Annotated in this window: 11 protein-coding genes and 2 pseudogenes; 6 read left to right on the top strand and 7 right to left on the bottom strand. The window is 62.7% G+C overall.

Going from position 1 to position 14003, the window contains the following annotated elements; all coding sequences use genetic code 11:
- Window positions 1-63 precede the first annotated feature (63 nt).
- From SR3_RS07960 to SR3_RS31175, 4 genes and pseudogenes are all read left to right on the top strand, one after another.
- The gene (locus tag SR3_RS07960; protein ID WP_068083391.1) at window positions 64-1518 is read left to right on the top strand and encodes an aldehyde dehydrogenase family protein; all 1455 of its coding nucleotides are present in this window, start codon (window positions 64-66) and stop codon (window positions 1516-1518) included.
- Between the two features lie 52 nt (window positions 1519-1570).
- On the top strand, window positions 1571-2716 hold the full coding sequence (locus SR3_RS07965; RefSeq protein ID WP_068083394.1) for a CaiB/BaiF CoA transferase family protein: 1146 nt from the start codon (window positions 1571-1573) through the stop codon (window positions 2714-2716).
- The gene (locus SR3_RS07970) at window positions 2706-3554 is read left to right on the top strand and encodes an HpcH/HpaI aldolase/citrate lyase family protein (protein ID WP_218018776.1); all 849 of its coding nucleotides are present in this window, start codon (window positions 2706-2708) and stop codon (window positions 3552-3554) included. The genes SR3_RS07965 and SR3_RS07970 overlap by 11 nt, the downstream gene beginning before the upstream one ends.
- 363 nt (window positions 3555-3917) lie before the next feature.
- Window positions 3918-4013: pseudogene (locus SR3_RS31175) on the top strand (PEP/pyruvate-binding domain-containing protein); the annotation flags it as partial.
- Window positions 4014-4190: 177 nt separating this feature from the next.
- Here the strand turns inward: SR3_RS31175 and SR3_RS07975 are convergent.
- From SR3_RS07975 to SR3_RS08000, 6 genes are all read right to left on the bottom strand, one after another.
- Complete coding sequence (locus tag SR3_RS07975) at window positions 4191-5117, bottom strand: DMT family transporter (protein ID WP_068083398.1); 927 nt, start codon at window positions 5115-5117, stop codon at window positions 4191-4193.
- Window positions 5118-5182: 65 nt separating this feature from the next.
- Window positions 5183-5629, bottom strand: coding sequence for a hypothetical protein (locus SR3_RS07980; protein WP_068083401.1), 447 nt, complete (start codon window positions 5627-5629; stop codon window positions 5183-5185).
- Window positions 5626-6708, bottom strand: coding sequence for an asparaginase (locus SR3_RS07985; RefSeq protein WP_169805580.1), 1083 nt, complete (start codon window positions 6706-6708; stop codon window positions 5626-5628). The genes SR3_RS07980 and SR3_RS07985 overlap by 4 nt, the downstream gene beginning before the upstream one ends.
- A 204-nt stretch (window positions 6709-6912) precedes the next feature.
- Window positions 6913-8226, bottom strand: a complete 1314-nt coding sequence (locus SR3_RS07990) for a metal-dependent hydrolase family protein (RefSeq protein ID WP_068083408.1) — start codon at window positions 8224-8226, stop codon at window positions 6913-6915.
- 4 nt (window positions 8227-8230) lie between these two features.
- Complete coding sequence (locus SR3_RS07995; RefSeq protein WP_084455177.1) at window positions 8231-9571, bottom strand: amidohydrolase family protein; 1341 nt, start codon at window positions 9569-9571, stop codon at window positions 8231-8233.
- A 158-nt stretch (window positions 9572-9729) separates the two neighbouring features.
- Window positions 9730-12090: a TonB-dependent receptor gene (locus SR3_RS08000; RefSeq protein WP_169805581.1), complete on the bottom strand. Its 2361-nt coding sequence runs from the start codon at window positions 12088-12090 to the stop codon at window positions 9730-9732.
- 369 nt (window positions 12091-12459) lie between these two features.
- Here SR3_RS08000 and SR3_RS08005 point away from each other — a divergent pair, with 369 nt between their 5' ends.
- Together SR3_RS08005 and SR3_RS32395 are read left to right on the top strand one after the other, a co-directional pair.
- Window positions 12460-12918 carry an Lrp/AsnC family transcriptional regulator gene (locus tag SR3_RS08005; protein WP_068083458.1) on the top strand — a complete coding sequence of 153 codons (459 nt, stop codon included), beginning with the start codon at window positions 12460-12462 and terminating at the stop codon, window positions 12916-12918.
- Window positions 12919-13137: 219 nt separating this feature from the next.
- Window positions 13138-13434 (top strand): annotated as a pseudogene (locus tag SR3_RS32395) (DUF3363 domain-containing protein); the annotation flags it as partial.
- Between the two features lie 81 nt (window positions 13435-13515).
- On the opposite strand, the gene SR3_RS08015 reads toward SR3_RS32395, so the two are convergent.
- On the bottom strand, window positions 13516-14003 hold a 488-nt coding region (locus SR3_RS08015), incomplete at its 5' end, for an aldo/keto reductase (RefSeq protein ID WP_174549137.1).

The raw sequence follows: 14003 nt of genomic DNA on the forward strand, positions 1-14003 counted from the left end.
ATCGGGCCTGACCCTTTATCGGGCCTGACCCCTTTATCGGGATTGACCTTCAGGAGTGACGAAATGAACCAGGTAGCGAAAATTCAGGCCCCAAAAATCGATTTCGAGGGCCCCTATGTCCTGACCATCGACGGCAAGCCGGTCGAGACCAACAAGAGCTTCGAGGTTTTCAACCCGGCCACCAATGAGGTGCTGGCGCAGGCCCCCGAAGGCACCGCCGAGCATATGGAAGCGGCCATCGCGGCGGCGCGCGAAGCCTTCCCCGCCTGGGCGGCCCTGAGCTGGGACCAGCGCGGCGCCTACATCGAGGCCTATGCCGACGCGCTGGAGGCGCATAAGGACGAGCTGATCACCCTGCTGACCCTGGAGCAGGGCAAGCCGCGCCATTCGATGGCCAAGGGCGAGGTGGAGGCCGCGATCTTCTGGGTGCGCGAAACCGCCAAGCGCCGCATCGCGATCGAGACCATCGAGGACACCGACGAGCACACCGTCGAAATCCACCACACGCCGCTGGGCGTGGTGGGCGCCATCACCCCCTGGAACTTCCCGGTGCTGCTGGGCCTGTGGAAGGTCGCGCCCTGCCTCGTCACCGGCAACACGATGGTGATGAAGCCTTCGCCCTACACGCCCCTCTGCACGCTGCGCTTCGGCCAGATCGGTCAGACGATCTTCCCGGCGGGCGTGTTCAATGTGGTTTCGGGCGGCAACGATCTGGGCCAGCAGATGACCGAGCACCCCGATATCGCCAAGATCAGCTTCACCGGATCGACCGCGACCGGCAAGCGGGTGATGGCCTCGGGCGCCTCGAACCTCAAGCGGATCACGCTGGAGCTGGGCGGGAATGATGCGGCCATCGTGCTGGCCGACACCGACTGGCAGCCGCTGATCCCCACGCTGTTCTGGGCCGCTTTCGGCAATTCGGGCCAGTGGTGCATCGCTACCAAGCGGCTCTATGTCCACCGCTCGATCCATACCGACTTCGTGAAGGCCTTCGTGGATTTCGCGCGCGATAAGGTGGTGGGCAACGGCCTGGACGCCGCTACCGATCTCGGCCCGATCCAGAACCGGATGCAGTATGACAAGTTGAAGGATCTGTTCGCCGATGTGAAGGCGAATGGTTATGCCGTGCCGCTGGGCGGCACCATTGATGAAAGCCTGGCCGGGAATTTCGTGCCCGTCACCATCGTGGACAACCCGCCGGAAGACAGCCGCATCGTGCAGGAGGAGCCCTTCGGCCCCATCCTGCCGATCATCGCCTTCGACGAGGTCGACGAGGTGGTGGCCAAGGCCAATGCCTCGCCCTTCGGCCTCGCCGGTTCGGTCTGGGGGCCTGACCGCAAGGAGGCCGCAGCTGTCGCCAACCGGCTGGAGACAGGGACGGTGTGGGTCAATGAGATCCATATCCATGGCATCGACATTCCCTTCGGTGGCCACAAGCTGTCGGGCATGGGCGTCGAGAACGGTCAAGAAGGGCTCAAGGGCTTTACCAACACCAAGACGCTGATGTTCCACAAGTAAGTTATGGCGGGGCCTCTTTCAGCAGGAGGTCTCGCCCTTGAAGGGAGGGGTCATGCGACCGCTTGAAGGGATCACCGTCGTCAGTCTGGAACATGCCATCGCCGCGCCTTTCGCGACCCGGCAGCTGGCCGACCTTGGCGCGCGCGTCATCAAGATCGAGCGCCCCGAAGTGGGAGATTTTGCGCGCAGCTATGATGAGCGGGTTGAAGGGCTCAGTTCGCATTTCGTCTGGACCAACCGGTCCAAGGAAAGCCTTGACCTCGATCTGAAAAGCGAGATCGGGCGCGAGGCGCTCTCGCGCCTGATCGCCAAGGCCGATGTGCTGGTGCAGAATCTGGCCCCCGGCGCCACCGCCCGCATGGGACTGGATTACGAGAGCCTTTCCGCCATCAACCCCGGCATCATCCTGTGCGAAATTTCCGGCTATGGACAGGACGGCCCGCACCGCGACCGCAAGGCCTATGATCTGCTGATCCAGAGCGAGAGCGGCTTTCTCTCGGTGACTGGCACGTCGGAAGAGATGGCCAAGGCGGGGTGCTCCATCGCCGATATCGCCGCGGGCATGTATGCCTACACCAACATTCTGGCCGCCCTCATCGAGCGCAACCAGACCGGCAAGGGCAAGCATATCGACGTCTCCATGCTGGAGGCGATGGCCGAATGGATGGGTTTCCCGCTCTATTACGCCTTTCAGGGGGCCTCGCAGCCACCGCGCGTCGGGGCGAGCCATGCCACGATCTTCCCCTACGGACCCTTCGCCACCGCCGGGGGCGAGGTGATGCTGGGCATTCAGAACGAGCGCGAATGGCAGTCGTTCTGCACGACGGTGCTGCACCTGCCGGAGCTTGCACGCGATGCCCGCTTCGTCACCAATTCGCTGCGTTCGGCCAACCGGGCGGAGTTGGGAGCGCTGATCGCTCGGGTGTTTTCGCAGCTGCCTCGCCAGACGGTCGTGGACCGGCTGGATGAAGCCAGGATCGCCAATGCCAATGTCAACGATATGGCAGGGCTCTGGAACCACCCGCAATTGGCGGCGCGCAACAGATGGGTCGATGTCGAAACGCCTGCGGGCAGGGTGCCTGCCCTGCTGCCGCCCGGCCAGAAGGAGGCGCGCATGGACCCCATCCCGGCGCTCGGCGCGCATACGCAGGCGATCCTCAGGGAACTCGGGCTGGAGGATGCGTTTCGTGCCGCTTGATCGTATGGCCGCATCGGAACGGATCGCGGCGGCCCAGACTTTCCTCTTCGTGCCCGGCGACCGGCCCGAGCGTTTTGACAAGGCGATGTCCTCTGGCGCGGACATCGTTGTGGTCGATCTGGAAGATGCCGTTGCGTCCAATGCCAAGGTGCAGGCGCGCGAAGCAGTCGCCGCCTGGCTCGCGGCGGATCGCCCGGTGGTCCTGCGCATCAATGGCGCGGACACGGGATGGTTCGCGCAAGATCTGGCGCTGTGCGGCCATGATGGCGTGCTTGGAATCATGCTGCCCAAGGCGGAAGGCGGCGCGGTGCTGGCACAGGTTGCCGCGCAGGCGCCGACCATCGCCTTGGTGGAAAGCGCGAAGGGCGTCGCAACGGTGAGCGGCGTTGCGGCAACCTCTGGCGTGGTCCGGATCGCTTTCGGCACCATCGATTTAGCGCTGGATCTGGAAACCGAGGCGGAGGCCGTCATGCAGGCGATCGGCATTCAGCTGTTGGTGGCCTCGCGCGCGCATGGGCTGGCGTCGCCGATCGACGGCGTGACCCGCATCTTCCGCGAGACCGCACCGGTCGAAGCGGCGATGCGTGATGCCCGGGCGCGCGGCTTTGGCGCCAAGCTCTGTATCCATCCCGCCCAGATCGCGCCAGTCCGGGCTGCTTTGCAGCCGAGCGAGGCGCAGATCACCGCAGCCCTTCGCATCGTCGAGGCGGATCGCGCCAGCGGCGGGAGGGCCGTCGCGCTGGATGGCCAGATGGTCGACAAGCCGGTGGTTGATCGCGCCTACCGCCTTTTGCGCCAGGCCGGACGAGATGCTTCGGCTTTCAACGGCCCGGACTGAGGGGCAGCCCCAATCCAACTCCGGCGGGCCGCTTGAAAAGTTCTGATCAGGCCATTCAGGTCAGGACGATAAGGAAGGACGTCCGGAACGTCAGTTCTGCTTGCGAACCGGAAAGTCCGCTGTCGATGATGAGGGTGGGCATAGCAGACATTGGATCAGCGACCAAAGGCATGCCTGCATACTACGACCGACGCATCTCGCTCCGGTGAGCGTCATAGCTTGCAAATCTCGCCGCCGAAGATCTGTTCGATCTTGCACAGGCTGCTGGAAGAACCCTTTTGGCGACCATCGCCGATGACGCCGGTGCAAAGAAACGTTATCGTCGGAGCAAACCTCGCCGGCCAGATCCATGCTGGTCCCTGCTTCGGCAAGGCGCCCGCCATCAACAAAAAGCGCGAAGACATCAGGCGACAGATCATCGAACATCGCCGCTTGCAACACTGGGAGCTCGCCGCATAAAACCAGCCTCCAGACAAGGCTCGCTCTCCGTAAATTTCCGGCGCCAGATATGCTATGGATTTAAGGGTGGGGATTTATGATAATAAATTCAAATAAATATTAACAAAATATTTGTTAATAGACATAATATAAAAAATACTTTCATACTTTCAATTGAGTAAACGCGGTTTCGTAAAGTCATGAAGGTTCGTATTTCGAAATTATCGGAGGTGCTATGATAGCCGTTTTGTTCAGTAACAGATACATTCCAATGAGAATGCAGCCCAAGCCAACTACGTCAGACGTGGTTGGTCGATGGTGCTGAAAGGCCCATTGCTCGGCAAAGGCGTAGACTGGGACAAGGAACATGCTGGTGCTGGCCAGCGGCGGCCCTGATAGTGCAACAAGCCGGCTGTAGAAATAATACACGAACACACTGGCCACGAGCGAAATTGAAATCGTGAGCATCGCAATCCGCAGCGTAATCTGAAGCGATGGCGCTATGATGGCCTCGGTTGCGGCCGGTAAGAACAGCAACAACGCACCACCGCAAGCCACGGTCCACAATAAGCTGAGCGGCGGCAGTTCGACCGGACGGTGGCGTAGGAAGGAAGTGTAGCCAGCCCAGCCCAGCGCACCGCAAAAGGCCAGCCCATCGCCCAGCAGCGGATGGCTGGTGGAGAGCTGATGGGTCTGAAGCGCCGAAAAAGCCACTCCTGTCAGAGCGACAGCTGCCCCTACCAGAGAGCGGGCTGGTACGGAGCAATTCCAGATCAGCTTTTCGAACAATACTACCAGCAGGGGCGTGGCGGCGAAGATCAGCCCGACATGGGCGGGAGTGGTCAGCGTTGTAGCGACATATTGCGGTGCCACCGTCACCGCGCCGCCCAGCAGTGCCAGCACGAACAGTCGCCGGTGGGGCTGGGCGATCACCGCCGCTAGGCCACTGCGCCCCACGAAGGGCCACAGCATCAGCGCAGCGATCGACCAGCGCGCGAACGACAAGGTCAGCGGCGGCACCGATCCACTCAGCATACGGGCCAGGATCAGATTGAGCGCCATGAGGAAAGGAGCCAGCATGAACAGGCTGGTCCTTTCGGCCATCGCGATGAGGTTATCGGGCATGGGGCATCCTTCGCCCGCGCGTGGACGCTGGGCGCTTGTGTGATGAGTGAAAGTGGGAGGGCCCGCTAGGCGGGCGTCACGCTGAATGCACCATCGGCGATGCGGTAGAACACGCCGCCGGTGCGTTCATGCACCAGCACCAGCCGGCCATGCACGGTGATCGCGCCATGAGGCAGCTTGGCCGGCCGCGCCAGATCGACCACAGCATAGACCTGCGGGCCGGTGGGCAGATGCAGCTCGCAATCCTCGTGATTAGCATAGAGGGTGAAACTGCTGATCGGCCCGTCCTCTTCGGAGGAGGCGAAGCCGGTCAGCTCCACCTCCTTGCCGTCGAGCGCCAGCGCGTCAGGGGTGAAGAGCGGGGCCAGATGGTTCACGCCATCCGCGCTTTGCCAGGGCTGGGGCCTCGTTTCCTCCAGCACCCGCCAATCGGCATGCAGGGGAGCGGCGTGCGGGGGCGCAGCAGGCGCCTGAAGCGCGGCGGCAAGCGCCATCATGGCCCGGAACATCATTCAGCCTCCCGCTTGATCCCCGACATGTCGAAATCGGGGCGCCCGATGGTGAGGAACCAGTGGCGGATATCCTCTTCCTTCTTGCCGGTGGCCAGCCCCAGTTGCAACAGCATCCGCGCCTTTTGCGGCAGCAGGTCACCCGCCGGAATGATCTTTCCGGTGCCGCCATAGGAGCTGCCCGAACCGGTGCGCGTGGCCGAGACGAAGATCACGCCTTTCTCCAGCGCGGCCTTGCGTGCATCCTTCTGTGGCGTGGAAAGCCCGCCCGAGCCCGTGCCCGCGGTGACGATGCCCTTCACCCCGGCGGCGGTCAGCGCGGCAATCGGCTCGGCCCCGGCATCGACATAGGAATAGACGATATCGACACGCGGGATCGCGCTGGCAGGGATGGCGTTCATGTCGAACGGCGTCTGCCAGCCCGGCTTGTGGCATTGCAGCACGCGCGCCGGGGCATGGATGGCGCGGATGCGGTCCTCATCGACATAGCCCAGCGATCCGGTGCGGCGGCCCTGGAAGGTGTCCATGCGCACGGCGTCGGTCTTGGTCACCTCGCGCGCGCCGATGAACTCGTCCTCCAGCATCACCACCGTGCCATAGCAGGTGGTCTTGCGGCTGGCGGCCAGGCGGATCGCATTGAACAGATTGCCCTCGCCATCCCAGCTGACGGTGTTGGCCTGGCGCATGGCGCCGGTCACCACCACCGGCTTGTCGCTGCGCAGCGTGAGGTCAAGCCAATAGGCCACCTCTTCCAGCACGCTGGTGCCGGTGGTGACCACCACACCATCGACCTTGGGATCTGCCAGCGTCTTGTCGATGGCCACCGAGAGATCGTGAAGGAAGGTGGCGGTGATGTCGTTCGAGCCGATGTCCGCCGCCTTCAGGATCGAGACATTGGCGACATCGGAGATCTCCGGCTGCAGGCGCTGCACCAGGCTTTCGATGCTGATGCGCGGCGTGTCATAGCTCTGGTAGCGGAAACGGCCCTTGGCGGTCGAGACGATGGTGCCGCCCAGCGAGACGATGCGGATGTTGGGCTTGGCCGGATCGACATGCGGCGGAGGCACGATCTCGCTGCCCACCTCCACCTTGGTGGCGGGGGGGATATCGCCATCGTCATCGGCGGGCTTGGCGGGCTTGCCGACGATGGAGGCGGGGGCGGGCCAGGGCAGCGGGGGCCAGCATGGGCATGGCGGCCAGCAGCAGCGCCGGGATCAGGGCATAGGTCTTCGTCACGGAAAACACTCCGTTGGAGAAACAGGAAGGGAAAAAGGGCCAGCAGGGGCTTATTGCGGCACGGTCATATGGCCGTTCTGCTTGAACACCGTGCCGCCCTTCATCACGAAATCGACCTTTTGCAGCACGCGGATATCTTTCAGCGGATCGCCCGTCACCGCCACGATATCGGCATAATGCCTGGGCTGGATCGCGCCGATGTCTTCGCTCGCGCCGATCAGCTCGGCGGCACGGCTGGTGCCCGCGATGATGGCATCCATCGGCGGGATGCCCGCCTGCACCATATAGTCGAACTCGCGCGCGTTCTGGCCGTGGGGGCGATAGGCCAGCTGGTCTGTGCCCAGCGCGATCTTCACCCCGGCCTTCCAGGCGTTATAGGCGTTGGCCCGCATGGTGGGGGTGACGCCTTGCGCCTTGGCGACCACATCCTCGGGGAATTTTTCGGGATGCAGGCGGGTTTCCTCGCGGATTTCCTCGCCCGCGAACAGCGTCGGCACCAGGAAAGTGCCGTGTTCCTTCATCAGCGCATAGCTTTCGGCATCGGCATAGGTGCCATGCTCGATCGAATCGACGCCATCCCGGATCGCGGCATCGATGCCCGGTTTGCCATGAGCATGAGCCGCCACCTTCAGCCCCAGCATATGGGCGGTGTCGGTGACCGATTTGATCTCCTCGTCGCTCATCAGCTGGATGTTGACATCGGTGTTGTGGCTCGCGACGCCGCCCGTCACGGTGATCTTGATGAGGTCGGCACCGCGCTTCTGCATCTCGCGCACCGCCTTGCGGGCCTCATAGGGGCCGTCGATCACCGGCAGGGTCAGCATGTCGTCCTTGCGGGTCCATTGCGAATCCACGCTGTTGTAGATGTCGCCATGGCCACCCGTCGGCACGATGGCATAGCCCGCCATCCACAGGCGCGGGCCGACCACCTGCCCTGCCGCGATGCCCTGCTTCACCGCCTTGAGCACATCGACATTGCCGCCCACATCGCGGATGCTGGTGAAGCCGCCGCGCAGGATCAGGCGCAGATTGGCCATGGTCTCGAAGGTCTGCTTGGGGGCGGTGCCACGCAGCAGGTCGCGCCGGGCCGGCCCTCCTGTCACATGGTCATGCGCGTCGATGAAACCGGGAAGCACCGTCTGATGCGACAGGTCGATCACCGTGGCACCGGCGGGCGTGACGAAGCCGGGTTCGATCGTGGTGATGCGCTCGTCATGGATCAGGATCGAGACATGGCTGACGGCTTGATGGCTCACGCCGTCGATCAGCGTGCCGGCGTGGATCACCTTGTCATCGGCGAGGGCCGGGGCGGCGTGGGTCGCGGCGAGCAGCGCGGCGGAGGCCAGAAAACGGGACATCTTCATCGCATCAATCCTTGATGACCGGCTTGCCGCCGGTTTTGACCACCACGCCGGCCTTCATGACGAAGCTGACGCGCTGCAAAGCCGTGATGTCCTTGAGCGGATCATCGGGCAAAGCGATGATGTCGGCGGTCTTGTCGGGCTGGATCGCGCCGAGTTCGGGGTGGCCGATCAGATCGGCGCCATGGCTGGTGCCCGCGATGATGGCGTCCATCGGGGTCATGCCTGCTTCCACCATCCAGGCGAACTCCTTGGCGTCGTCGCCCAGCGGGTGATAGCCCAGCTGGTCGGTGCCCATCGCGATCTTGACGCCGTAACGATAGGCGCGAGTGAGATTGCCCATCATCAGCGGCGTGACGCGCAGCGCCTTTTCGCGCACATCGGGGGCCAGCGTGTCGGGGTTCTTTTCAGCCACCTCATGGATTTCATGCGCGGCATAGAGCGTGGGGACGAGGTAGACACCCCGGTCCTTCATCAGCTTGTAATCGCCCTCATTGGCGAAGGTGCCATGCTCGATCGAGTCCACGCCCGCCAGCAGGGCGGCGTGGATGCCCGGCTCGCCATGGGCATGCGTTGCCACCTTCATCCTGAGCGAATGGGCGGTCTTGACGATGGCATCGAGCTCGTCCTGCGCCAGCACCTGCTTGGAGACGTCGATCCCCGAGCTGGCGACGCCGCCGCTCGAATTGATCTTGATAACGCTGGCGCCCTTCTGCTTGCGGTCGCGCACGGCGTGGACCGCCTCGTTGGGGCTGTCGATCACATTGTCGAGCCAGCCATCGCTGCGGGTCCAGGCCGGGTCCTGTCCCTTGGAGAAATCCGCCGGGCCGCCGGTGGGGGTCAGCGACATGCCCGAATACCACAGATGCGGCCCCGGGGTGATCCCCGCCTCAATCGATTCTTGAAGCGCTTTCAAAACATTGATGTCGCCCGACACATCGCGCACAGCGGTGACGCCATGCATCAGTATGTTGCGCATGTTCCAGGATGACTGGATCGCCACTCGCTCGGGCGTGGTGTGCAGCCGATCACGCGAGCCGCCGCCGGTGATGTGCACATGGCAGTCGATCATGCCGGGCATCACCGTCTCGTTCGACAGGTCGATCACGCGGGCGCCTTTGGGCGTGACGAAGCCATCCTCCACCGCGACGATGCGGTCGTCATGGATGCGGATGGTCACGCGCGCGCGGGGCTGCTGGCTGACGCCGTCGATCAGCCGACCGGCATGGATCACCGTGTCGGGCGCCGTCTCTGCCTTGTGGGCCGCCTTGTCGGCTGCGAACGCCGGGGCGGAGGATATGGCCAGCGCCATGGTGGAAAGCATCAGTCGGGTCAGTGGTCTGCGCATCGTTAAAGCCTCTTGCCGCGTGCCAATGAGGAGGGGGCTGGTGAGAAAGGGTGGACAGGGTGCCAGTCTGCGGCTTGGGCCGCGCAGGCTGTCGCCCTGTCCGGGAGCGCTGGGGGCCGCCATCTCCTGCATGGCGGCCCTGTGCTCCTCTTATCTGCTCAGAAGCGCTTGTGCGCCTCCAGTCCGATGGTGCGCGGCTGCAGGCCGATCACCCGGACGTTGCCCGTCCCGAACAGCGTGCCCACGCCCTTGCTGGATAGGCCCAGCGAGTTGAGCATGTTGTTGCCGAAGACATAGATGCCCCAATTGCCATCGGGATGCTCGATGCCGAAGCGCAGGCTCAGCTCGGTATAGCCGGGCAGGCGGTTGGTGTAGGCATCGGCATGCGAGAAGCTGGCCCAGGTCGCCCCGGTGTAGCTGGCATCCACACGGCCGATGGCCTGAAGGCCGGGGGTGATCGGCCTGGTCACCTCGCCGCCGCCCTGAAGCGTGAACTTGGGCACATTGGGGATCTCGTTGCCCTTCTTGCCGCTGGCGGCGAAGACGTTGCTGGTCTGGTCGGTGGTCAGCACCGCATCGGCATAGGTGGTGGACAGATAGAAGGACAGATTGTCGACCGGGCGCACGCTGGTTTCCAGTTCCACGCCGCGGATGCGCGCGTCGCCGGCATTGGCGATGACGCTGAAGGTGGAGCCGGTAGACTGGGCGGCGGTCTGCCCGCTGACCTGCATGTTGCTCCAGTCGATCTGATAGACATCGACGTTGAGCGTCAGCTTGCGGTCGAACCACTGGGTCTTCAGGCCCAGCTCGTAGTTCCATAGGCTGTCCGACTGATAGGGGCCGAAGCTGGCGGGCAGGCCGATGACCTGGTTGACGCCACCCGGGCGGAAGCCCTGTGAGGCCTCGAAATAGGCCATGACATTGCGGTCGAACTTGTAGTTGGTGCCCGCCTTGAAGATCCAGCCATTGTCGGACGTGGTGTTGGCCGTGGCCGACCCCGCTGAGGTGCCGATGATGAGGTTGCCCACCAGCACCTGACCCGCGACATTCTTGTCGTATTTGTAATAGCGCGTGCCGCCGGTGATGGACCACTTCGGCGTGATGTCGTAGGACACATCGGCATAGCCTGAGGTCTGTTCCAGCCGGTCGGAGATGTAGCGGCGGAACAGCACATTGGCAGGCGCGACGGTGGTGCCATTGGCCACGGTGGGGGTGGTGGTCAGCGGCATGATGATCTCGCCGCTGTTGCTGTCGACCGAGTCCACATCGGAGAAGATGAAGGCGCGGCGCAGCGAGTGGAAGAAGCCCACGGTCCAGTTGAGCGCGCTCTTGCCGTTGGAGGAGAGGCGCAGCTCCTGCGTCCAGCCCTTGGTCCACTGCTGCGAATAGGCCGCCGAAGGCGACTGCGACAGCGCATAGCTGCGGTACTGGTTAAGCTGCGCGGTGGTGCAGCTCTGCCCGCTGGCCAGCCCCAAATAGGTGGCGCAGCGTGCGGCATTGCTCTGCTGCAGCTGGAAGAACACGCTGGAATCCGAGGTATAGCTCAGATAACGGTTCTGATAGGAGGCCGTGCCCACCAGCGTGGCAAAGCCCAGATCGTAGCTGGCATTGGCGCTGAACAGGTCCATGCGGTCCGAATTGCGGTGCAGCGAGGCCCAGGCGGCATCGTAATTATGGTCGAGCTGGCCGCTTGTTGTGCCCCACAGCCAGTTGTTGACGAAGCCCTTGTTGCGCTGGATCGCGGCGGTCAGGTCCAGCGTGAAGTTTTCCATCGGCTTGAAGCGCAGCATGGCGCGGCCACCGTACTTCTGGCTGTCGTTGATGTTCTTGAGGCCACGCAGACTGTCGTCGAGCCAGCCGTTCTGATACTGGTAATAGCCGACAGCACGCAGCGCCAGCACATCGTTGACCAGCGGAATGTTGACCATCCCCTGCTCATTATGCCCGATGCCGCCGCCATCGACCGAGGTAAGGCGGGCTTCCACGGCGCCTTCATACTTGTTCATTTTCGGCTTGGCGAAGATCAGGCGCACGGTGCCCGCCATCGAGGCCGAGCCATAGAGCGTGCCCTGCGGCCCGCGCAGCACCTCGGCGCGATCGACATCGAACAGGCGGATGTCGGGGCTGGCCGAACCGGCATCGTTGTTCACGCCCACCGGCGCAATCAGCGGCGTTTCGTCGTAATAGATGCCCACGGTGGGCTCGCCCGCGGCCTGAATGTTGCGCAGCGTGATGCGTGCGCCGCCATTGGCGCTTTCGCGGATGTTGAGGCCGGGCGCCAGGCGGTTGAGCTGATAGGCGTCGGTGATGTTGGCGTTGGTCAGCGCCTTATTGGTGATGGCGGTGATGGCGATCGGCGTTTCCTGAACGCTGGTCGCGCGCTTGAGCGCGGTCACCACGATATCGTCCTTGGCGCCGCCGTCAGTGGCGGCATCCTGTGCTTGCGCCGTGCCGGCCAGCAGCATGGCCGCCCCCGTCGCCAGCGCGGTGCGAGAAAGCAGAAACGCGAATTTAGTCATGAACATACCCCATTACCAGAACCCGTCACCTGTGGTCCTTTCATGGTCATCCCCCTGCAGTGTCCACCGCGCGCGCTTCCACTTCCGCCGGGCCAGCCTATGGCGCGGTGGAAGAGAAGCTGCCGCGCAACGGTCTGCTTCCCCCCTTGTCGGGCGTGGCCTCTAGCCGCGTCCTTCCTGTGTCGGTATGGGGCAAGCATACAGGCTTGCCGGCTTTTGGCTGTCCTAAATTTGACAAAAATGTTGCACTGCAACAGGTCAATTGCACTTTCGTTTCTGTCAATAGGGTGCATTTGCACTACGATTAACGGTATTCCTTGAGGCAGCCTCACTGAATTGGACCACATCCGGTTCCGCGAGCCACTATGCATGGATGACCTTGATTCGATTGACCGCCGCATCCTGACCGTGCTGGCCGAGGATGCCCGCCTGAGCTGGCGAGACCTTGCCGAAAGGATCAATCTCTCCCTGACGCCGACGATACGGCGGGTGCGGGCCCTCGAAAACGAAGGCTATATCCTTGGCTATAATGCAGCGCTCAGTGAAACGAAACTGAGCGGGGAATTGAATGTTTTTGTGTCCGTGTCGCTCAACCAGCAGAATGCCGATGCGCTGGCGCTGTTCGATACGTCGATCCAGAAACTGCCCGAGGTGATGGATTGTTATCTGATGACGGGCGATGCGGATTATCTACTGAGAATTGTTGTGAGGAATATTTTAGAGTACCAGAGGATGGTGCATGAACTATCGCAAATTCCTGGTGTCAATCATATAAAGTCAAGCTTTGCACTAAGGCCCGTTATACAAAAGAAGAATCCTAAAATTTAAGTTGAATATTAAGTGGAGTAAATCGAAATAACAGTAAAAATTTCAAATTTTATTTATTAATGGATTTTCGGAAGGTGGCGGGATCTTTTGGAATTTTTGTTATTTTGGTTGAAGTTTGACTGCAGTCTCAGTGCAGGGGCTAATCACAAGCAGGACGGGGCCAATGTGAGCGCTAGAGCCTTGCGAGATGCGGGTTTCGGCCGGGATCTTCGGGATGTGATGGAGCGCAGGCGGCAATGGTTGCTGGCGCAGGGCTTCGCGCAGGAGAATGAAACCGGGCTTTTTCCGAAGGGCATGATCCGGGCGCTGGAGCGCAGGGATCTGATGCGTGCGGCGCGCCAGCTTTCGGTAGAGCTGGATCTTCCATTCGAGGAGGCGCGGCAGGGCGCGCGCATCGAGGGGATCTATCGCTGTCCGGTCGATCTGGTGAGTGGGCGGTTCGCGCTGGTCGAGCGTGCCCATGATTGCACGCTGGTACCCTGGAAGCCGATTCTGGTGCGCAAGGCAGGACAGAATGTGTCGGGCCTGATGCGCGGCGATGAGGTCAACTGGAGAGTTGGTCGCGGGGGCGGACCAGCATTTCCTGATCGTCAGGGCCTAGAGCATTTCCAGAGGACGCCGCCTGGTCGGTTTGAGAAAACGGCGATCAAGCTCGGTCAGATCGTCCGGCGTGAGCACCAGATCGGCAGCGGCGCGATTGTCCCGGACATGCGCCACGGTTCCGGCCTTGGGGATCGGCAGGACGCCGTCCCGGTGGAGGAGCCATGCCAGCGCGACCTGGGCGGGGCTGGCGGTGTGACGCTCCGCTATTTCGATAAGCGCCTGGCGATCAAGCAGGCGCCCCTGTTCGACCGGGCTATAGGCCATCACCGGAATGCAGCATCGCTTCAGCCAGGGAAGGAGATCGAATTCCGGGCCGCGACGGGTCAGATTGTAGAGGATCTGATTGGTTGCACAGGCCTCGCCGCCGGCATCGAAGAGTTCGCCCATATCGTCTGTATCGAGGTTGCTCACGCCCCAGCGGGCAATCAGCCCGGCTTCGACCAGTTGCTCCATGGCTTCGACCGTTTCGGCGAGCGGCACAG

This window comes from Novosphingobium rosa NBRC 15208 (assembly GCF_001598555.1).
In the GTDB taxonomy this organism is placed as follows: Bacteria; Pseudomonadota; Alphaproteobacteria; order Sphingomonadales; family Sphingomonadaceae; genus Novosphingobium; species Novosphingobium rosa.

Excerpts from the sequence above, each read along its gene's own strand:
- SR3_RS07960 (WP_068083391.1), top strand. The coding sequence starts at position 64 with ATGAACCAGGTAGCGAAAATTCAGGCCCCAAAAATCGATTTCGAGGGC.
- SR3_RS07965 (WP_068083394.1), top strand. The coding sequence starts at position 1,571 with ATGCGACCGCTTGAAGGGATCACCGTCGTCAGTCTGGAACATGCCATC.
- SR3_RS07975 (WP_068083398.1), bottom strand. The coding sequence starts at position 5,117 with ATGCCCGATAACCTCATCGCGATGGCCGAAAGGACCAGCCTGTTCATG.
- SR3_RS07980 (WP_068083401.1), bottom strand. The coding sequence starts at position 5,629 with ATGATGTTCCGGGCCATGATGGCGCTTGCCGCCGCGCTTCAGGCGCCT.
- SR3_RS07990 (WP_068083408.1), bottom strand. The coding sequence starts at position 8,226 with ATGAAGATGTCCCGTTTTCTGGCCTCCGCCGCGCTGCTCGCCGCGACC.
- SR3_RS07995 (WP_084455177.1), bottom strand. The coding sequence starts at position 9,571 with ATGCGCAGACCACTGACCCGACTGATGCTTTCCACCATGGCGCTGGCC.
- SR3_RS08000 (WP_169805581.1), bottom strand. The coding sequence starts at position 12,090 with ATGACTAAATTCGCGTTTCTGCTTTCTCGCACCGCGCTGGCGACGGGG.
- SR3_RS08005 (WP_068083458.1), top strand. The coding sequence starts at position 12,460 with ATGGATGACCTTGATTCGATTGACCGCCGCATCCTGACCGTGCTGGCC.